Genomic DNA, 21,116 nt, shown 5'->3' with positions numbered 1-21,116 from the left:
CGAGAGAGACCACCGGCTGTCGCCGATGGTCAAGACCCTAAAGCTCAATTTGCTCCGCGATTCTCAGCGCATCGTCGATCTCGACGCCCAGGTATCGGACGGTGCTTTCGAGTTTCGTGTGACCGAGCAGAATTTGGACCGCCCGAAGATTGCCTGTCTTTTTATAAATCTGAGCAGCCTTTGTTCTCCTCATGGAATGGGTGCCATATGCGCTGGCGTCGAGCCCGATGGACGCCACCCATCGGTGAACGATCCGAGCATATTGCCGTGTCGACAAATGCTGCGAGCCCTTACGGCTGCTTGGAAACAGATAATTGCTGCCATTCCTTCGAACAAACGGGAGCCACGCGGCGAGCGCCATCTTGGTCTGTTCGGTGACCTCGAATTGTACGGGTCGCTTCGTCTTCTTCTGGATGATGGTGGCCCGATCGCGGATCGAACTACCGGACCATAAATCCTCAACCTTCAGCTTGACGAGGTCGCAAGCACGCAGCTTGCTGTCGATGGCGAGGTTGAAGAGCGCCAGTTCCCGGACCGCGCCGCTCATCTCCAGTCGAACGCGGATCGACCACACATTCTTTGGCTGAAGTGGGCGCTTCTGCCCTACCAGAATACCTTTGTTCCATGGATATCGATTACGCAGTACGGCGGTGTCCATGCCAAAGCCTCCGCCACACCTCCCACCGCGTCGCCTCCGTCAGGCAGCCAAGTTATAGCACGTTTCGTCATCACGAGGCCCGAGCGGCCATTTGCATGACCAAGGGAACGCCCGCGGTCTCCCGTGCACCTGAACCTTCCACGTGCTACATCCTGTTTATGGCACTCATTACCCTTGCTGTTTCCGGATACCGTTCTCTTCGCAGTCTCGTTCTTCCGCTTGAACGGTTGAATGTTGTTACGGGTGCGAATGGCAGCGGAAAATCGAGCCTTTACCGCTCTTTGCGCCTCTTGGCTGATGTCGCTCAGGGGCAAGCGATTGGTTCGCTTGCTGCGGAGGGTGGCTTGCGGTCGACGATGTGGGCGGGTGGCTCAGGCTATTCAACCGCCATGCGCTCGGGACGATCGCCGATCCAGGGAAACATTGGGCGCGGTCCTGTCTCGCTTCGCCTTGGCTTTGCATCCGAAGATTACGGCTATGCCATCGATCTTGGGCTGCCCATTCCAGGCCCCGGCGCAAGCCGGGAGGAAGCTTCTCTATTCGGGGATGATCCGGTCGTGAAGGCGGAAGCCGTCTGGGCCGGAGAGAGACTATCGCGCCACAATGCCATCGCTCGACGGGGTAACGCATCGGTGCTCGTGCAGGATGCAAGCGGTCGCCTGCGGCCCGTCGTGACCGACCTCGCCCCTTTCGAGACTATGATGATGCGGGCGGCCGACCCGACGAACGCGGTCGAACTGCTTCTTCTTCGTGAACGTATGCGAGCATGGCGCTTTTACGATCACTTCCGGATCGATCGCGACGCTCCAGCACGTATTCCCCGAATTGGTACGCGTACAGTCGCCCTTGCTTCCGACGGTTCAGATTTGGCCCCCGCTGTTCAGACAGTGCGGGAAATCGGTAACGGGCCCGCTTTCGACAGAGCGATTGAGGATGCCTTCCCTGATTCATCGATCGAGATCGATGCAGCAGACGGATTGTTTCGTTTGTCGATGCGACAAAACGGGCTTCACCGACCTCTTGGGGCATCCGAACTTTCGGACGGGACGTTGCGATACATTGCGCTCGCCACCGCACTTCACACACCGCGCCCGCCCGAACTGATGGTGCTTAATGAGCCAGAAGGCAGCCTCCATCCCAGTTTGCTTGAGCCACTCGCACGCATGATCGCAGCGGCCAGCGAGCGTAGTCAGGTCATCGTAGTCAGCCACGCTCAAACACTCGTCGAAGCTCTTTCCAAGCATGGCGCTCAGATGCTGGCACTGGAGAAGGACAACGGCGAAACAGTTGTTGCGAACGTCGAACCTCCAGCCTGGGCGTGGCCAGAACGCTGATCTGCACGCTCAGCCGCCTTGGAGTTAACGGGACCAAGTCAGGATGAAACTGTCGTGCCTCGCTGCGGGAGGTATACAAGGCCGTGACCGGCCCACTAGACTTCATGTCATTACGTGCGCTGCATCGCGACCTGCAAACCCAGCCCTACCAGCACAGTTCCACCAGCGCGTTGAAGCAGCTTCTGCACCGCACCGGAGCCCTTCAGCCTCGTCATGATGAGCCCAGCGAGAAAGACGCAAACGACATCTGCGAAGGTGAAGGTGGCGTTGACTGTGGCTCCAAGTATGGCGAGCTGCGCCCAAAGTGGCAGGCCTCCATCGCCATCCACAAATTGAGGGAGAAACGCCATGAAGAAGATCGCCGTCTTTGGGTTCAGCACTTCAACGGCGATGCTTTGGAGGAATGCTTTCTTTGCGGACGTGGGTGGCACATCTGGCACGCCATCAGATGGCGGTGGTGCTCGGAACATCGAGATGCCAAGCCAGATCAGATAGAGAGCGCCCGCCAGTTTGACGGTCGTGTAAGCCACAGGGACCGCATGGAAAAGCGCGGATAACCCTGCTGCCGCAGCGACGACGTGTACATAAGCGCCCAGGTGAATGCCTAGCACTGCCCACAACCCCGCGCGTCGGCCGCCTGCCATGGTACGTGCTGCGGCATAGAGCATCGCCGGTCCCGGAATGAATGCGAATACGGCCGTAGTGGCGGCAAATGCGAGCAAGACTTCAAGCGACGGCATCCGAGACGTTCCTTAGTCGGGGGTGTTTTCAAACACTAGAGACTTTCTGAGCCGACGCAATGACCGGTGTTGGCGCGAAGGCGACGAGTTGTCGCTGCGGACTATGGCCGCTTTCAGGAACGACAAACGACGACGGGAACGACCGATATGGAGGCGCGAAGCGGTCGTGACGCACGAGCCGCATATGGCTCGAGAAAATACCATTCGGGCGTCTTCGCCTTGAAAGGACTCGAACCGGCGCCTCGTTAGTTCTTTCAGAGAAATGATTTTTTTCAGAGGGTTAGTCATCGTGCGTTGATTTGGTAATCCGCGCTTCAAGAAGTGCGGGGACCGCAACCGGATGCGACTGATGACCTGTCCATCATTCCACAGGGTGGACGTTCGATCGTCACAAGGTGGACCTTAGCCAAAACCTCAAGAACGGCGCCAGTGAACGCCAGCATCGAAAGGCACATCTTGCGGCGTTACCAATGAAAGGTGCGTAAGTGGCAAGGGCCCCGGCCGCTTCTTATGATAATGGGTGGTCTCGTCAATTGCCCATGCTTCATCAATAGACGCTTCGGGAGAAAAGTAGTGGCAGAACACGTAGTCTAGTGGCTTTCCTCGGGTATCGAAGGCCGACACACTCGCCTTAATTATCTCGAAGCGACGCTGCTCAACAGCATCACCGCCGAGAGCTTCGAACCCGATATGAACGATACCGGAGACACCTTCAGGAAGCTGATCATTCGCTTCAACTAGTTTGCCAATGACGTCACGCGCCCTTTTATCGATTGCCGCTTCCGAAGCGCAGGCCCACCTCAGCGCGACCGCCTGATCAATCGCATCGATAAAATGGGGGTTCGGGCTAAATCTCACTTTGTGGGCTAGAAGGAGGCTTTCATATCGGCGGTAGGAGCCGAGAAGAAGATTGTTGTATTTCGGCCCAGGGTGCATCCACGAAGAGTCCGCGAGCGCCGACTGTAAGGGACCAAGGTCCAGTTTTCTCAAGGTTCCGTAAGAGACATCGTCGTAAATTATCTCATTGTCGGCATCACGTTCGATGAACCTAAGCGCAACCCTCCGCAGGTAGTCGACGGGAATAGTTTCAACCTCTGTTTTGAATGTCAGGTCAAAGCAATAGGAGTCACCCGTACGAACAAGAGCTTGAGACGCTGGCTTCCAAAGGCCCCGCATCGCAGCTCGTTCTTTCTCATGGTACTGACCTGCCTCCATTCGCTTGCATTCGATGGCAAAACAATCCCCGCCGCGCTTAACGTCGAGATCGTGCGTGCGCCGGCGTCCTGGCTTTTCGGGGTGAAAAGCAACCTCGTATCCTTCGCTGACATATTTTGCCGCCACCAAGAACTCGAACAGGCCCCCGTTGGGCTGAGATCGTTCTTTGAATATTAATCGATTGAGCCGATCGCTGTATCCAGTCACGCGCTCCAAGTTGTCCAGATTTCGCCCTAATGCTGACAGTACCGGAATTACTCTGCATCCGTAAACGACTTCGTAGTTTTGAGGATGATCGTTGAACGCTTCACCAAGAAAAAGATACCAGGCGAACAAATCCCTATTGTCAAAATATCTCCCCATTCCTGCAGGCTCTGGGTTCTCGCCGACAAGCGATTGGTAAAACCGCTTTGCAGTGGCGTCTCTCCGAACACGCCATTCCACTTGACCCATGGCTGATTTTAGGTGCTCGACATAGCGCTTTAAGTCCTCGTTGTGACCGAAGAGGCGCGGCTCGTCCTCGTGGAGCTCATACATGTCCGGTGGAAATTCAAGAAGACGGCTCAAGCAAGCCCCCATAGCCTCTCGGCAAGCGGAATAAGATCTCGAACACAAATCGCTGATGACCGTAAAAGGGTCGGCCGGACGTGAGTTGCTTCATCCGAGGTACGAGGCGATGGCCTCTCTCAGGCAAGCGACGAACGTGCCCTCGCGCTCGGGGCTTCTTCGGAATTCCTCGCGGAGTGACAACGGGATTTCTAGCTGAACACCAGCCTTCTTGGTCCCCCGGTTGCAAATGTTGTTGGGGTGTATGCCCTTGAATTTTGGGGGGGCGAATAGAACAGGAAATCCCCTTTCTTGGAGCATGTCACCGATGTGTTTGGATAGGTCCCGGTCTAATCCACCCATCCATGTCCTTTTGGCGTCATCACCGTCTCGTCGGCCGTGCAGTGCGATCACCAGATCGGCTGTCTTGACCGCATTCAGGGCCTCCGGCACGTCATAGACCTCGGACGCGATATGCATTTCTACTCGATTGTTTGCCGGGAGCTTTGCCTGGAACAGATAACACGAGTATTCGTGCGCTGCCGTTGCGCACGCGATCTCGGCAGTGCGGATCTCGATTTTACCCCCGTGCGGCGCCATGATCAGCACGGACGGTTTGGTAGCACCAGTCCTGACTGACACATCGAAGTGGTCACCTGGCATATATACCGCTGCAAGCTCGCGGTAAGAAGCAAATCGATCATCGCTCATTGATAGTCGGTATGCTCCTCTGTTGCCGCGGCCCGGTCTTCTGACAAAGTGTCACAACAGTTGTGGAGAGAAGGACATTACTACCAATCTCTGCTTGCTGTCCCTATGGAAAATTTCCCATAATCACAAACGAATCAAGTGGGGACTACAGGGAATGAAAAATGCTGCTTCGGAAGCCTTGTTCGTTCCCTCGTCTGCAGAGGCGGCACATGTCCTTCGCGCGGATCTGCGCGGTATCCTCGCTCGTGTTGTCGCAGATTCCGGGTTGAGCCAGACCCGGACTGCAAAGCTTTGCTCGACCGATCAGCCTACACTTTCCAAAATATTATCTGGTCGAACCGAGAGCGTGAGCGCCGATCAACTTCTCCGCTGGTTGGTGCAACTGGGCTGCGAGGTCGATATCAGTATTCGCAATTCGCCGCAGGGATGTTCTGGCTCGATAAGGGCATCCTTTCATGAATAATTACAGCCTACCCACCAAACAGGCCCCTGTGGCGCAGCGGACTGCGGTGTACCTCGATCATCATGCAACCACTCCCGTTGATCCGAGAGTTGCCGAGGTTGCAATTCGAATGATGGTCGAGGAATTCGGGAACGCGAACGGCGTGGAGAACATCCATGGTGAGCATGCGGCGTCTGCGGTGGCGGAGGCAAGAGACAAAGTCGCTCGCCTTTTGCGAGCCGAACCCGATGACGTATATTTCACCTCTGGTTCCACCGAGGCAATTCAGCTCGCGATTTCCCATTCGATCGCGACCCATCATTCTCCACTCAAAATTGCGGTAAGCCGGGTTGAGCACAAGGCCGTCATCGATACCGCATTGCGTGCGGAACGCTTGGGTTTGGCCGCAGTAACGTGGATTGAAGTCGATGAAAAAGCTCGGCTCGATCGATCTGGATATAAGCGCGTGCTCCAAACTGGCATCGACTTGGTGTGCGTGATGGCCGCAAATAACGAGGTCGGTACGATCTATCCTGTCGATGAAATCGTTCGAGAGGCACACGAACACGGCGCGAATGTCCTTATCGACGCTACCCAGGCTGTTGGTCGGATGCCTATCGATCTGGAGGAGTTGAACGCCGCTTACGTCGTTTTGAGCGGCCATAAGATCTACAGCCCGAAGGGTATTGGTGCGCTCGTTTCTCCGGTTTTCGAGCGCGCGTCAGTATTCGGTCTCCAGGGTGCTCACCATCCGACGCCCAATGTCAGCGGCATCGCGGCTTTGGGCTCCGCCTGTGAGCTGATGGAGCTTGAGGGCGAGGCGGAGAGCCGTCGGCTCTCGCAGCTGCGAGATTTGCTCCAGCAGCGCCTCCTCCACTTGGTTCCCGGCTTGGTCGTGAATGGCGACGAAGCGGCCCGCCTGCCTCACAACCTGCACGTTTCCGCACCCGGGGCGCTCAATGACGTCGTTTTGAGCCACCTGAGAGGCAAGGTGTCGATCTCAACCGGTTCGGCCTGCAATACGGGCGCGCAGGAACCCTCGCATGTGTTGAGGGCCATGCGATTGCCGCATTCCCGTATCGATAGCTGCTTGCGGATGGGATTAGGCCGCACCACGACGGCCAGCGACATTGAACTCGCAGCTGTCCAAATAGCTCAGGCTATCCACGACGTTCGTACCGCTTTTTCCGAGGACATCGATGTTTGATATTTCCACTGCCGAAGGCCAACTCAATTATCGATTTTCCGGCCATGAAACCTTTGCATGCCGGTACGCTTGGCTGCCTAAGGCGTATCGAGCCATCACTGCAGATGCCACGATTTTCTACGATGAAGATGCTGCGATGGTCGAGCTCGGAATCGGTAAAAACATGGTTCGGGCATTGCGTTTCTGGGTCGATGCAATGGGCATTGCCCGCCCGACTCCCGAGCGCAGACACGAAATCACGGACCTGGGCCACACCGTATTTGGAAGCGACGGCTGCGATCCGTATCTCGAAGATGCAAGAACACTCTGGCTGCTTCACTGGAACCTTTCCTCGGTCGCCACGCCGGCGCTCTTTGCTTGGCACTATTTGCTCGGTGCCTGGCCTTACGCCGAGTTTTCGCGGTCTGAAGCATTGGCAGCATTTGCCCGACTTTCGCAACGGCTGGGGCATAGCCACTCAGAAATCACATTGAGCCAGCACCTGGACGTCTTTCTGCATACGTATCTTTCAGCGCGCGGCTCAAGGTCGGGCATTGAAGATTCTCTGGATGGCCCCCTGGTCGAGTTGCGGCTCCTCCAGCAGACCGGAGAGCGCCGAAGCGAAGGCGGTCGCTGGGAGGCCGTCTATGCGTTTCGGAACGAGCCCAAGGATAGCATTCCCGACGAACTTTTTGCTTACGCAGTTCTGGATTACTGGGAGCGGACGGCGCCTGGCGAGAGGACGATACCGATCCGGCAGATTCTTTCAGCAGCGGGCGCGCCTGGGCAATCGTTCAAGCTCCCCGAGGACGACATTCGCGCACGGCTTGAACGCCTTTCTCTCGATCCACGATACGGCTTCACCTACCGTCCTTCGGCCATTCAAGGGCTGTTGACCCGCGAAGGCCCGGTCAGGGCAGACGCTCGAGCCATTTACACGAATGAGGCAGCCGTCGATGCTTGAGCCGAGCACTGTAACCATCTCTGAGATTTTCTCCATCCCCGGCCGCTTCCTTCGATCTGTCCAAATCGAGAAGGACTTCTTGGACGCATCTGCGCTGGAGAATTATATCGTCACGCCACCCATGGCAGACGCCTTGCTTCAGATATTGGCGAGTGTCCGTGACGGTTCTAAGCGACGTGCATGGCGTATCACCGGCGACTACGGTGTCGGGAAGTCGTCGATGGCGTTGGTGTTGGCTCGCCTGCTGTCGGATCCGACAGCAAAGGATGCTCAACAGGTCGCGAACAGTATCGGCTGGCATCCCTCCGACACCGTTCAACGGTTCGTTCCTGTTTTGGTAACGGGAAGTCGAGAAAGTATCCCGACGGCCGTGGCTCGCGCAGTGCGCGAAAGCATAGCTGATCCAGGCTTAAAGGATTTTCTGAATTCCCGCATGGAAGCGGCGTTGGAAGCTTGTGAAACGACCGGCTCGGTCCGATCGCTGGAGCAGCTTGTTTCTGCGATGATCAAGCGCGCGGCAGAGCGGAACCTCGGACTGCTACTGATCATCGATGAGCTGGGTAAGCTTCTTGAGCATGCGGCCCTGAACCCCGACCACGAAGATGTCTTTGCGCTGCAACGGCTTGCAGAGTTGGCGGCTCGCAGCAACACCAGCCCCCTCTTGTTGGTCGGCGTCCTGCATCAGGGCTTCCAGGCCTACGCAGAACGGCTCCCGCTTGCACTGCGCCACGAATGGGACAAGGTGGCTGGCCGATTTGAGGAAATCGTCTTCGATCAGCCGCTGGTCCATTCCGCCGCCCTTGTTGCCGGGGCGCTGGGTGTTGATGATGCCGCCCTTCCGATAACGGTTCGGACGCAAGCGAATGCGGCGCTTGAGTTGGCCCGGCAGGTCGGGTGGCTTGGTGGACGCGGCTTCGCGATCGAACCCGCTCGCTTCTACCCACTACACCCGACCCTTCTTCCGATCATGGTGCGGTTCTTCTCGCGCTTCGGACAGAGCGAACGGTCCCTCTTTGGCTTTCTCTTATCGAGCGAGCCGATGGCGTTACAGGCATTTGCCGCCACCACACCGGTGGGTGAAGACTGGTTCGACGCAGCGCGGTTCTACGATTACGTCCGCGCTTCCTTTGGACATCGCGTTTCGGCCGGAAACTACCAGAGCCAATGGCTTCGGATCGTCGCAACAATCGATAGCTGTGTGGACATCGATCCGTTCAAACTCAAAATTCTAAAGGCTGTCGGGCTCCTCAATCTGCTGGATTCTGATGACTTGCTTCCGACTTACCGCTCGCTAGCCGCCTGCTTTTCGGGCGCAGGCGACGTCGATGCCGCAATCAACGGTCTTGTCCGCGAGGGCCTGTTGTTTGAGCGCGGCGGCTCGGGAGCTTTTCGCCTTTGGCCAAGCTCCAGCATAAATCTCACAGCTTCGTTTAATGCTGCGAAGCGAGCCGTTGGTGAGATCGAAGCTGTCGCACCGGCACTTACCGAGATACTGGACAGTGAGATGGTGCTTGCGCGCCGTCATTATCTCGAAACAGGCACAATGCGGTATTTCGAGCTGCGCTACGCGACGGCTGAAGATGTTGCCAAGGCAGCTAATAAGGTGACAAACGCTGACGGTCTGATCATCGTGGCGCTTGCCGACCAAAAAGATCAGCAGCAGATTGCGCGCGAAATCTCAGCCGCCTCGCCCATTTCCGACAATCCCGCGATCTTGGTTGCCGTGCCCGGTCCAGTCTGGCAGCTTGCCTCCTATCTCCGAGACGTCATGGTCTGGCGCTGGGTTGAAGCCAATACGCCGGATCTGTCGAGCGATGATTTCGCCTCAGCTGAGGTCAAACGTCAGATCGCAAGGACACACCAAGCGCTGCTTGCCCAATTTGCCGAGTTAACGAAGATCGACGGCAAGTCTGGAATGGAATGGATCTATGCTGGCAGAACCTTTGAAGCGACCGGCAACCTGCCAAAGATTGTCTCTCAGCTTTGCAACGAGCTTTATCCGCTGAGCCCTCGAGTCACCAACGAGTTGATCAATCGTAACGTCTTGAGCAGCGCCGCAGCTTCGGCGCGAATGCGTCTGATCGAGGGTCTGTTCAAAGCACCCGAGATGCCGCTTTTGGGGATCGATCAGCGAAAAGCTCCGCCTGAAAAATCGATGTATCTTTCGGTACTTCAGAAGGGCGCGCTCCATGTCGCGGATGGCGAGAGCTTTACGTTGCAGATTCCCCAAGCTTCGAATGATCCGCTACATCTGGAGCCCAGCCTCGCCGAAATCGTCAATATGATTAAGGCAGGAAAGGGTTGTAGGGTTACGGTCACAGATATCCTCGCTCGGCTCTCGAGCCGCCCTTACGGCGTGCGCGATGGACTGGCGCCTATCCTTCTGGCGGTTGTGGTGAGGGTTCATAGCCACGAACTGGCTATTTATGAAAACGGGACATTCCTTCCGAGATTCGGTGCCATGGAGTTCCTGCGCCTTATCAAAGCGCCGCAGGCTTTCGAAATCCAGCATTGCAGCGTCGAGGGTGTGCGCTCAAGCGTGTTTACACGTCTTGCTACCCTGTTCGCCGCGGGAATAGAGGGTCGTCAGCCCGTCCTATTGGACGTTGTTACCGAGCTTTGCCAATTCGCCGCAAAGCTCCCAGAGTATACGAGGAAAGCGAAAGGCTTGTCTCCGACAACGCTCGCGGTGCGTGACGCCCTTCTATCGGCTCGCGAACCGGCAACACTGCTTTTCGCCGACTTACCCAACGCGTGTGGTCTGCCGATTTTCCGGATCGATGAGGCGGATGAAAGTTCGGTTGAAGAGTTTATCAGTCGATTTACAGATGCGGTGCAGGAGCTTCAGAACACTTATGCGGATCTGATTGCACGCATTATCAAGAGGACGAGCGAGGCAGCCGGTCAAGATCCGGAGAAGTTCGACCGGATCGCTCTGGCGTCTCGCGGTGCCCGCGTCTCTCTCGCTGCGCGCGAGCCGCGCTTGCGCGCATTTGCTCTTCGGCTGCGAGATCCCGCTTTGCATGACGAAGCTTGGGCGGAATCTTTGGCAAGTTTCGTGGTGGCCAAGCCCCCTGCTCGCTGGATGCCAGGAGATGAAGCGCGATTTACCGAGGAGATTGCAGCGCTCGCCGAGTTGTTCGCAAAGGTCGAGAGCACGGCATTCTCGACATCCGAGGATCGACCTGACGCCGAAGCGATCCGCCTGAACATAACCCGTGGTGACGGGAGAGATCTTGTGCGGGTCCTTCACCCAATCGATCTGGACGCCGCGGATCAAAAAAAGATGGAAACCTTCACGGATTGGCTTCCACAGGGCGATGCCCAACGGATTCAGATCCTTGCAAGCCTCCTATGGCAAGAGCTGTCCCGTACGAAAGAACCTTCCGCGGAAGACACGGACTCCGCCGTTCCGACACCTGTGAGAATGAAGAATGACAACTGATTACGCTTCTCAAATCATCTCGTCATTTGGACCAGACCGACCACGACATATCTTGAGCCTTTCTGGCGGTAAGGATAGCGCAGCACTAGCTATTTATCTGCGTGATCGCGTCCCGGACATCGAGTACATTTTCCACGATACGGACAAGGAGCTTCCGGAGACATACGATTATATCGGTCGTCTTGAGGCGATCCTTGGCAAACCGATTGTCCGTACGACCCCGACCGATAGTTTTGACCACTGGCTGACGGTTTATCGCGGAATGCTGCCGTCGAACCACCGTCGGTGGTGCACGAAAATGTTGAAGTTGAAACCATTTGAGACGTATGTCGGCGATGGACCTGTCATAAACTACGTTGGCCTTCGTGCGGACGAGAATCGAACCGGGTACATTAGCACCAAGCCAAACATCTTAGCCGTCTATCCATTTCAGGACGATGGGCTCGTGCGGGCGGACATCATTGGGATACTAGAAGATTCAGGCCTTGGTCTTCCTCCCTATATGGACTGGGGACGATCGCGGTCCGGTTGCTACTTCTGCTTCTATCAGCAGAAAATCGAATGGGTCCGTTTGCTAGAGACGCATCCGACCTACTTCGATCTAGCTATGGAATATGAGGAGCGGGCTGTTCAGTTCGGGGAGCAGTTCTTCTGGTGCCAAAACGAACCCTTGCGCGAACTTGCCAAACCCGAGCGGGTGGCAAGGATCAAATCGGATTGGGACAAGGCACAGGCCAAGAAAAGAGCCAATCGCAAATCCCTCTCTCTTGTTGAAACGCTTGGTGGTCTTGAAGTGGAAGACGACAGCCACTTACGTGATGGTTGTCTCGTGTGCTCGATCTGACTATCGAATAAATTCAGCAATTAAACCCTTTGTAGTCGGCCTGTGGCAATATACATCTGGCACCCCCGCCACTGGTTCCCAAACAGTTCAAACAATGACCGAGCCCGAACAAAAACCCAGCTTCCGCATCAACGCTCGCATGATCCTGGAACTCGGCGCCGAGTTGATCAGCTCGGATGGGGTTGCCCTTTACGAGCTCATTAAAAACTCGGTGGACGCTGGCGCGCCCCGCGTCAAAATCTCAGTCAATGTCTGCCTCAAACACTCGAAGTTTCTCGAGTTGGCGGACGCAATAGATCGTGCGAGGATCAGATTGATCACGCTTACAGAGGATGATGCCCCTCCGTCCGAGAGCGAGATGTTGGCCGTTCTCAAAAGAGAGATCGCTGGTGCGATGGCCCATGATTCGACCGACGTCCAGAAGGCCGAGCTCAAGCGATTTATGGCGACGGCGGCAAACCTGGTACAGCTCCGCATTGCATTTGAACGTTTCTACGACCGCCATAACACAATCATTGTCGAGGACCAGGGCGAGGGCATGACCCTCCAGGATCTCAAGGAGATCTACCTGACGATCGGAACGCGATCCAGGCGAGCAGCGAACACGCAAGCGCAAAAGGACGGCGGAAAATCGTTTCTCGGTGAGAAGGGTGTCGGTCGTCTTTCGACGATGCGCCTGGGCGACCAACTCGATGTCGTAACGACCAAGACTGGCGAACAGCGATGGAATCGGCTGGTCATTGACTGGGACCGCTTCACCCATGATTCCGATGCAAGGCTCGAAGATGTGCGCGTCAAACCGCGCTTGAGCAAACCCAAGGACGATCCGGAGATTCAGGGGACGACCGTGATCATCCGGCATCTGCGCTCCGATTGGTCGGCAGACAAATTCGAGCAGGCCGTCGTCCAAGAGTTCTCCAGGCTTATCGACCCCTTCGAGCCGAAGCGTGGAAACCGGCTCCTGCGCCTGTTTTACAACGGCCATCCGCACTATCTGCCCGAAATCGATCAGCTTCTTTTCAACCGCGCTCATGCTCTCTGCTCCGCCAAATTCGACTATGATGACGAGGGACGGCCGTCGCTGAGGGGCTTCGTCAATTATCGCCTGCGCGGGAAGGAGTACTCGTTCGCGTTAACGGAACCTGATCTGCGAGGCACGACAAAGGGACGCCCCTTCAGCGCTGTGGAAAAGCTAGGCCCCTTCGAGGTCGAGTTCTGGTGGTTCAACCGCCAGCTCTTCACCAAGGCCAACGGCGTGACCAACGCGGCGGAAATCAAAGCATTGATCCGGCGCTGGTCCGGCGGCCTGATGCTGTTTAAAGGCCATTACCGTATCAACCCATACGGCGGGCCGGAAGATGACTGGCTGTCGCTCGACAAGAAGGCATTTTCGGCCCGCGGTTTTAAGCTGAACAGGCAGCAGGTCATCGGCCGTGTGGTCATCAGCGCGGCGAATTCGGGGTTGGTCGAACAGACCAATCGTGAGGGACTGACCGACACGCCTGAAAAGGAGGTTTTCATCGACCTCCTGCAGCACGTCCTGTTCAACGAGTTCAAGAACTTCCTCGACAAGTGCGACCGCGACGTCCGAATTCAGGAACTGACGACGCTTGAGGATCTGGAGGAGAAGATCGAAGCGACGGAGGATGAGATCTCCAGCCGTCTGCGCGGGATCATCGCCAGGGTACCACAGGAGCGCAAAGCGCTCGAGGAGATCGAACATCTGGTTGAACGCCTCCAGGAATACATCGGTCAGGCGCGGACACTGGCCGAAGAGTATGAGTCCGATCGCGCCAAGTTCGTCTACCTCGCGGGCATCGGGCTGATGGTCGAGTTTATCCTTCACGAACTTGGACGAGCAACCGCTCATACGCTTGACACGCTTCGTTCGATCGAGGCACAAACGCCGCGTTCGACCCTGCCCGCCGCATTGCCGGCCGCCTTCGATACCTTGAGCGACCAGCTGGAAACGATCGTCAAGCGCGTCGACACGCTTGACCCGCTCAGCACATCACGCCGCCAGCAGCGGGAAGATTTTGACGTCTTCCAGGTCCTTCGGCAGATCGTCGAGTCCCGCTCAGCTCAAGCGGAGCGGCATCACATCCAATGGGAGGGGAACTTCAAGGGTTCGGGCGAACTGATGATCAACGGCGTCAGGGGCATGTTCATCCAGATCATCGAAAACCTCATCTCCAACGCCGTCTATTGGCTCGGCGTTCAAAAAGACATCGAACCTCGGCTTCAACTAACCATCTCGATCGAAATCGACCCCGATGAGAAAACCGTCGCGGTGACTGACAATGGCACGGGCGTCGATCCAAGCCACAGCGAGCGCATTTTCGAGGCCTTCGTCAGCCACCGCCCCGCGCGCGACGGGAAGGGCCTCGGCCTCTACATTTCTCGTGAGATCGCGGCCTACCATGACTGGCAGCTAAAGATGCTGCCGCAGAGCACGGTTCGTCCCGACCGCTATAACACCTTTGTTTTGGATCTTTCCGCCGGCCGTAAACCGAAAGCTTGATGATGCCACACGCTGCAGAAGCCCTTGTCGCGACTTTTGAGAAGAACAACGTCCTGTCGATCGCCATCGTCGACGATGGTTATGACCCGCCCGACACGACTATTATCAACGAGCAGCGCTGGATTGGCTTTACGGTTGCCGTCGACGATCTGAACGGGAAACTCGGACGTCATGCGAAAATCCTCGCTGATGTCGGTGAATTGCCGACTTATGGCAGCCTGAGGAATGACGAGGTCCGCAAGCTTTGGGACTATCTCGTCGATCTCGAAATCGGTGACCCAGAGTGCCTCAAGACCGATACCGTCGCGAAGGCGCTGAAATCCGTCTTCCAGTCGTTCAGCGGCCAGCGCATTCAAAAGAGGGCGCAGCTCCGGCACGTCGAACGTGCCGCACGCGAAGCGACGGGTAAGGAGCCGGAATGCTTCCCTTCCACGGCAAACGCAGCGGCGCTTAAGAGTTTCGATCTCATTTTTATGGATTTCTTTCTAGGCGACGAGACCGACCCCGCAGACGAGCGTCTCAATGAGAAACTGTCCCTGGCGCAGGAGAATGCCTGTCGGCTGGTGAGAGAGGTTTCGATCGCGGCAAAACCGAACGCCACGCCGCTTTTCGTGGTGATTAGCAGTCTTGCGACCAACGACGACGTCCCGCAGTTTCGCGACAGTGCCGAACTGCTTGCCTCAAAATTCCGCTTCCTGTCTAAGACAGACATCGAAAAGGATCCCGCCCGCAGAGACTTCGTGCTCAGAAGTCTTGTGAGTCAGCGCGCGGCCGGTGACGCAGTCGAGAAGCTGACTGCGGACTGGGAAGGATCGATCCGTCATGCGCTTGACGACATGATGAAGTCGGTCCGACGGCTGGATCTAGCCGACTATGCCTATTTGCAGACTTATCGACTGACCGACGAAAAGATATCGTTGCTGAACTATCTGACCTGGCTCTACAACGGCTACCTGGGCAGCTTTGTCGAGGAGCGTCTGGCCAAAACAGACGCCGACACCACCAAGCCACTCGCCGAGTATACGAAACCGTCGGCCGTGTTGCGGCCCATGTCGGAAATCCCCCGCATCTATTCGCGTATCACGACCACCAAGGTCAGCGATTTCGGGGATAGTCCGGCGCCCAAAATCTGGACAGGCGACCTATTTGTGCGCAAGGCGGTCCTTGGAAAATATGCTTTACCGGAAGCGACGGCACCAGCCGACGACCAGGATCTTGACGCCTCAGTCGCTGTCCCCGCTGCCCCTCCCGCTCCGGCCCGGGACCTCGCGGCGGCCGTCGAGGGCATACAGACAGGAGAAGCCGGCGCAGCAGCGGATGCTTCACCAGCACCGAAAGAACAGCAGGAGCCGGAACTACCCGACGTCGTTGCCGCGGTCACCCCGGTTTGCGATCTTGTGCCCGGCCGCGAAAAAGCGCGAACGGTCATGCTCGTTGGCGGCGAGCTGACCGAGCTCGGCAAGGCCAAAGAGGCTTCGAACCATCTACTGGTCTATGACCGGCCGGGCGGTCTTCCAGATCAGGGCGTCGAATTCCTGATCAAGTGGGATCCGAAATGGCCGCTGGCTTATCCGCACTCCGCCTTCGATGGTGAAGGCGTGTTGGGAACGGATTATATTCGCGTGACGCGGCTGCGTGAGCTCTACGCTGCCGAAATCGCCCAGTCCATGGCCGCAGATCTTGCGCGTGTCGGCGTCCCGATTGCGCCCCCGTTCACACGTCCCCTCGATGTCCAGGTGAGGATTGCCGGCAGGAAGACGCCGATCCTCAGCACGGTTGGCGTGTCGCAACGCCCCTATGCTTGGGACCTCCACAAAAAGAAGACCGGCGCCGGAAGGGAATGGGTGTTTTCCGAGACCTTCCTGTGGGACCTGCGCGCGGCCGTCAAAGCGAACGCCCCGGAGGATCATGCGGGCTTGGCACTGGTTGACGATCTCGCCAACCTGGAGCCACTTCTCCGGCCCTTCCCTACGAGCAACAAAACCCCCAACCCTGCTCAGCCAAAGCTGGTCGTCAGGGAAGAAACCGTCGCGCCAACGGATGTGCAAAAACCGGGGAATAACGAGATTATCGTGATATCAGTTTTTGCTATCGACTAGGTGCGTAACGCCGCCAAAGGAGTAACCGTGCCAGCATTGATCGATGGTGCAGAGCAAGCCGGAAAATATCTAAGCTTTCGACCTCGAGCTCGATTGCCGAATAGATCCGCACCGGAGTTCACCAGCTATCGGCGTCGAGTGAAAGATCGGCGTCACGCTCCTCACACCCCAGCTGCGGGAGTCGCGGCCGAATGAGCGTCTAAAGATTGCCTTAAGCCGGAGACACGTCCCTGCGTCAGCACAGATCTCCTGCTGTCGCGAAAGCACCTCTCTGCCGCAATTGCTAACAGCAATTGCGGCAAAATCTCCGACGGGCCGCCGCCTCCGACGATGTTTTGCTTTGCCCTGCATCCACGCAGGACTCGCACCCCGACCAGGCGTCTCGCCGCGGTCGACTTAGTCGCAAGGCTCGAAGAAAACGCTCTTTAGCGGCGGCGTCACAAGGCTCTAGCGCAGTCGGTGCGAGCAACGAGACAAGAGCACGCAATTCAACTTACGATTACCTTTTCGTTTGACAGTATTTCTGCGAATCGGCCACCGTCGGACTCTTGGTGGGGACGGAAATGCGAAAACTTTTCGAACAACTTCTTGCGGCGGGTACGGAGAACGAGGTTCAGGCGATCTTGGACGCTCAAGGACTTTCAGGCGACAATGACAGGTGGCGCCCCTACGGAGATAACGAAGCCTTCTATGGTGTCGTTGAAAACCAGCAAGCCCATCCGGTCCCGGCCCTTGTCGAGAAGGTTATGAACGGTATCGACGCGATCCTTGAAAAGAAGGTCGTCGAACACGGCATCGACATTCGCTCGGAGCACGCCCCCAGCAGTGTGCAGGAAGCGCTCGACCGTTACTTTCCCAATCATAAAAACTGGGATATCGGCGATGCACGCCGCCAGCAAGCGAGGGACCTGCAGATTGTTGCCTCGGGGCCCCGCCGCGATACCTCACTGCTGATCTACGATAATGGTGTCGGACAGGCGCCGGAAGACTTTCCAAACACCTTTCTCTCGCTCCTGCGTGGCAACAAGAACGACGTTCACTTCGTACAGGGCAAATACAACATGGGCGGCGCCGGCGCGATCGCGTTCTGCGGCGACCTGCGCTACCAACTGGTGGCGAGCAAACGGTTTGACGGTTCACGCCCGCTGGGCTTCACACTGCTTCGCCGCCATCCGCCGAAGCTTGCCGCGGCCGCCAACCGGAAAAATACCTGGTACGAATACCTTGTCTTCGATGGCAAAGTTGCCAGTCTCGACATCGACGAAATGGACATCGGTCTGGACGGACGCCGGTTCAGCACGGGTTCGCTGCTCAAGCTTTATTCTTACCGTTTGCCAGAAGGTGCACGATCGATCATTTCCCGAGACCTGAACGTCAGCCTCAACGAATATCTTTTTGAACCGGCGCTGCCGTTCCTCACGGTCGACAACAACGACCGCTACCCCGACAATCGGGCGCCGGTGACCGCCGTTTATGGTCTGAAGCGCCGCCTAGAAGTCGATAAAGACTCTATCGAGGCACGTTTTTCCGAGACGTCGACTACAGCTGAATTCGGCCAGATCACGATTACCACCTATGTGTTCAAAGCGTTATCGCGCGAAACCGTCAAGGAGACGAAGCAATACATCCAACGCGAGTATTTCAAGAACAATATGACCGTGCTGTTTTCTCTCAACGGCCAGGTGCAAGGCTCATATTCGTCCGAGTTCGTCACGCGCGGACTGAAAATGCCGCTTCTCAAGGATTATCTGCTTGTTCATGTCGATTGCACCGACCTGCATCTAGAGGTTCGCAACGAGCTTTTTATGGCTTCCCGCGATCGATTGAAGGCGAGCGACACCGCTGAGGCGCTGCGCAAACATCTGCGCGAAATTCTCTCGACCGGCGAGCTCAAGGACATCGCAAAACGCCGCAAGGCATCGTTGACCGTCGACAGCGAAGACGCAGGCCAGATGCTGCGTGACATGACCCGCAATCTGCCAATGAACGACGCACTGACTAGAATTCTACAGCAGACGTTCCAGCTTTCGACGCAACGACCCGGCGAAGCTCCAAGAAAAGATCGGGACAACGAAGACCGCCCGAAGCGCGAGCCACGCGAGACCATACCCTTCGATCCAAAACGCTATCCATCCACCTTTCAGGTCAAAGGAGGAGATGGCAAGCAGAACGACATCAAGCTGTTCAAGCTGCCGATGGGCGGGTCGCGTACGATTTCCTTCGCCACTGATGTCGAGAACGAATATTTTGACCGCAGTGACGATCCGGGCAGCCTGCGTCTAGCGGTCCTCCAGCAGGGAACGAGCCACCGGACGGGTGGACCTCTCTCGCCGCCATCTCAGAAAGGCGATCTACTTGATCTGCGACGCTCCAATCCCTCGGACGGAACGATCAAAATCGGCCTGAAGGCGTCTGGCGAAATGAAGGTTGGAGACACCGTAGAGGTCCGCGCCAGCCTCTCCAGTCCATCGGGTGAATTGGTCGAGACCGTCCTGGTGCAGCTCACCGAGCCAGAACGCAAAGTCGTCGAACCGAAGCCGGAGCCTACACCTCCACTTGGTATTCCCGACCTCATCCTATGTTCGCGCGATGGGGTCAACAACACGAAGTCTTGGCACGATATTCAGGCTGCGGGCGTTGAAATGAGCTTCGACGTCGTCGTTTATCCCTTTGTCGATGAGGACAAGCTCTCGCGCATTTACATCAACCTGGACAGCAGCGTACTTCGAGATTTCAAAAGCGGAAGCCGGTCGCCGGACGCGGTCGAGCTTGCCGAGCGGCGCTATGTCAGCACCGTTTATTTCCACACGCTGTTCTTGTTTGCGACGACAATGTCCCGGAAATATTCTGTTAGACGCGGAAAGGAGCCAGAGGCGCTGGAAGAAATCGAGATCGCCGATTATATAGCGGACCTATTCACCGCATCGTACGCGCAATTTCTTCTTAGCTTCGACACCGCCGACCTGGTCGATGTTATCGGCTGATTCACGATAGTGTCTCATGCAGCTCCGGGCCGGGATGGCGCAGGTCGAATCGCGCGCCGGAACCAGCCGTGAAGCCAAATATGAATGGTTTCATACCGGCTAGAACCCCTCTCCGCCGATCTCGTCCGAGGCAATCACCTCGTCACAAGACACCCCATGCCCGAAACCTCCCTCTCCCGGTCATCTCCCTCAAACCCAGCTCCTGAACGATCCGCCGCGCGCCTTGCGGCGTGACCTCAAGCGTCTTCGCCACCATGCCGGCCGAGATCAGCGGCCGCGACATGACAAGCTCGACGAGCTCCGGCAGCCTGGATGACGTTCGCCGTCCTTCGAGTTTGCGCATCATCATCTGCCGCGCCAGCACCAACCGGTCATGTTCTTTCAGCCCCGTCTCGGCGGAGATTGTTAGCGCCCTTGCTATCGCCAGCAACCGTGTCTCGCGATCACGATGCCGGCGCCGATCGACGGGGATCGCTTTCAGCCCGAGATTGATCGCCGCGAGATGCCCACCGGTGGTCACGCCACCCTCACGCAGGATCGAGGCGGCCAATAGCCGACCGAGCCAAGGCGCATGCTGGAGCACGGCGATCTCGTTCCAGGCATCGAGTGCCACGATGGCCTGCAGGACCGGCGGCAGATCCCGGGCCCGCGCCAGCACAGCCTGCCACTCCGCCAGCCGCTCGTCCTCATCCCAGTCGAGGTCGTAGACGAAGGGATCCTTTTGCGGAGCGTCTTTGACACGGCCCGGCTTCTTCACCTCTTCGATCGCCGCCTCGGATCGGGCAAGCACCGCATCGATCGCGGCAAACGCATCACTAAGACCGTCGGCATCAGGATGTTCGGCCTCCCCTACCCCAGCCCCAGTGCCGCCCACCTCAACATTGCCATCCGGCACCCCCTCCTCGTCTCCTCCCGATGATGCCGCGAGCCACGCCCGCCCGCGCAGCGAAGCGAGGCCTTGAGCAGAGAGCGCCCAGGCGGGTGGATGGGCGGCGATACGGCGACGGGTTTTCAGGATGTCGCGGGCGATGGTGAGTTCGTGCGTGGGTGCGCGGATGTCGCGAAGCGCGTCATGCAGGACGAGGTCTTCGAGATGAACGAGTTCACCGTCGACCCAGAGCGAGGCATGCGCCTCGAGGAAATGCGCGCGCTCGAGAAAGCCCTCACCGACGGGGGAGCGGCCAATGCGCTCGTCGAGACGAGCAAGCGCGACCCCTGCCTCGGAGATCGACCGCAGCAGGCTCTGGATGGGCAATTTGGCGAGATCGTAAGACATTGAAATTATGGTAAATCATTCGTTAAGAGAAAGCTATAACACGATTACGGTTCCGTACTTCTCATAAATGTGCCCGCGGTGGCTCACCGCCGATAAGTAACCCTTATCGGTGGTGATTGATTTGACGGCTCTGAAGGCTTAACGTCGTGGC

The 21,116-nt window shown here is 57.2% G+C and carries 14 protein-coding genes; 9 read left to right on the top strand and 5 right to left on the bottom strand.

The window, feature by feature from the left end; genetic code table 11:
* Positions 1 to 37 precede the first annotated feature (37 nt).
* A complete protein-coding gene (locus tag KLP42_RS22160; protein ID WP_215569573.1) occupies positions 38 to 658 on the bottom strand; it encodes a tyrosine-type recombinase/integrase in 621 nt (206 codons plus the stop codon).
* Between the two features lie 158 nt (positions 659 to 816).
* On the opposite strand from KLP42_RS22160, the gene KLP42_RS22155 reads away from it, so the two are divergent.
* The gene (locus KLP42_RS22155) at positions 817 to 1,992 is read left to right on the top strand and encodes an AAA family ATPase (protein ID WP_215569662.1); all 1,176 of its coding nucleotides are present in this window, start codon (positions 817 to 819) and stop codon (positions 1,990 to 1,992) included.
* Positions 1,993 to 2,102: 110 nt separating this feature from the next.
* Here KLP42_RS22155 and KLP42_RS22150 read toward each other — a convergent pair whose 3' ends face one another.
* From KLP42_RS22150 to KLP42_RS22140, 3 genes are all read right to left on the bottom strand, one after another.
* Positions 2,103 to 2,732, bottom strand: coding sequence for a LysE family translocator (locus KLP42_RS22150; protein ID WP_215569571.1), 630 nt, complete (start codon positions 2,730 to 2,732; stop codon positions 2,103 to 2,105).
* Positions 2,733 to 3,146: 414 nt separating this feature from the next.
* Complete coding sequence (locus KLP42_RS22145) at positions 3,147 to 4,514, bottom strand: transposase (RefSeq protein ID WP_252193178.1); 1,368 nt, start codon at positions 4,512 to 4,514, stop codon at positions 3,147 to 3,149.
* 90 nt (positions 4,515 to 4,604) lie between these two features.
* A complete protein-coding gene (locus tag KLP42_RS22140; RefSeq protein ID WP_215569569.1) occupies positions 4,605 to 5,204 on the bottom strand; it encodes a poly-gamma-glutamate hydrolase family protein in 600 nt (199 codons plus the stop codon).
* A gap of 154 nt (positions 5,205 to 5,358) precedes the next feature.
* On the opposite strand from KLP42_RS22140, the gene KLP42_RS27300 reads away from it, so the two are divergent.
* From KLP42_RS27300 to KLP42_RS22100, 8 genes are all read left to right on the top strand, one after another.
* Positions 5,359 to 5,667: an XRE family transcriptional regulator gene (locus tag KLP42_RS27300; protein ID WP_215569567.1), complete on the top strand. Its 309-nt coding sequence runs from the start codon at positions 5,359 to 5,361 to the stop codon at positions 5,665 to 5,667.
* Entirely contained in the window at positions 5,660 to 6,853 is a 1,194-nt protein-coding gene (locus KLP42_RS22130) for a cysteine desulfurase family protein (protein ID WP_215569565.1), read from the top strand. Before KLP42_RS27300 ends, KLP42_RS22130 begins: the two co-directional genes overlap by 8 nt.
* Complete coding sequence (locus KLP42_RS22125; protein ID WP_215569563.1) at positions 6,846 to 7,796, top strand: DUF4007 family protein; 951 nt, start codon at positions 6,846 to 6,848, stop codon at positions 7,794 to 7,796. The genes KLP42_RS22130 and KLP42_RS22125 overlap by 8 nt, the downstream gene beginning before the upstream one ends.
* Positions 7,789 to 11,241: an ATP-binding protein gene (locus KLP42_RS22120; protein ID WP_215569561.1), complete on the top strand. Its 3,453-nt coding sequence runs from the start codon at positions 7,789 to 7,791 to the stop codon at positions 11,239 to 11,241. The genes KLP42_RS22125 and KLP42_RS22120 overlap by 8 nt, the downstream gene beginning before the upstream one ends.
* The gene (locus tag KLP42_RS22115) at positions 11,231 to 12,085 is read left to right on the top strand and encodes a phosphoadenosine phosphosulfate reductase family protein (protein ID WP_215569552.1); all 855 of its coding nucleotides are present in this window, start codon (positions 11,231 to 11,233) and stop codon (positions 12,083 to 12,085) included. The genes KLP42_RS22120 and KLP42_RS22115 overlap by 11 nt, the downstream gene beginning before the upstream one ends.
* Before the next feature lie 94 nt (positions 12,086 to 12,179).
* A complete protein-coding gene (locus KLP42_RS22110; RefSeq protein ID WP_215569550.1) occupies positions 12,180 to 14,606 on the top strand; it encodes a sensor histidine kinase in 2,427 nt (808 codons plus the stop codon).
* On the top strand, positions 14,606 to 16,705 hold the full coding sequence (locus KLP42_RS22105) for a hypothetical protein (RefSeq protein ID WP_215569548.1): 2,100 nt from the start codon (positions 14,606 to 14,608) through the stop codon (positions 16,703 to 16,705). Before KLP42_RS22110 ends, KLP42_RS22105 begins: the two co-directional genes overlap by 1 nt.
* Before the next feature lie 563 nt (positions 16,706 to 17,268).
* Positions 17,269 to 19,689, top strand: a complete 2,421-nt coding sequence (locus tag KLP42_RS22100; protein ID WP_215569546.1) for a hypothetical protein — start codon at positions 17,269 to 17,271, stop codon at positions 19,687 to 19,689.
* 142 nt (positions 19,690 to 19,831) lie between these two features.
* Here the strand turns inward: KLP42_RS22100 and KLP42_RS22095 are convergent, their stop codons facing one another.
* The gene (locus KLP42_RS22095) at positions 19,832 to 20,974 is read right to left on the bottom strand and encodes an RHE_PE00001 family protein (protein WP_215569658.1); all 1,143 of its coding nucleotides are present in this window, start codon (positions 20,972 to 20,974) and stop codon (positions 19,832 to 19,834) included.
* Between the last annotated feature and the right edge of the window lie 142 nt (positions 20,975 to 21,116).

This window comes from Rhizobium sp. CSW-27 (assembly GCF_018760785.1).
Classification (GTDB): domain Bacteria; phylum Pseudomonadota; class Alphaproteobacteria; order Rhizobiales; family Rhizobiaceae; genus Neorhizobium.
Note: the sequence above shows the minus strand (reverse complement) of the source record. Positions and strands in the feature narration are given on the sequence as shown.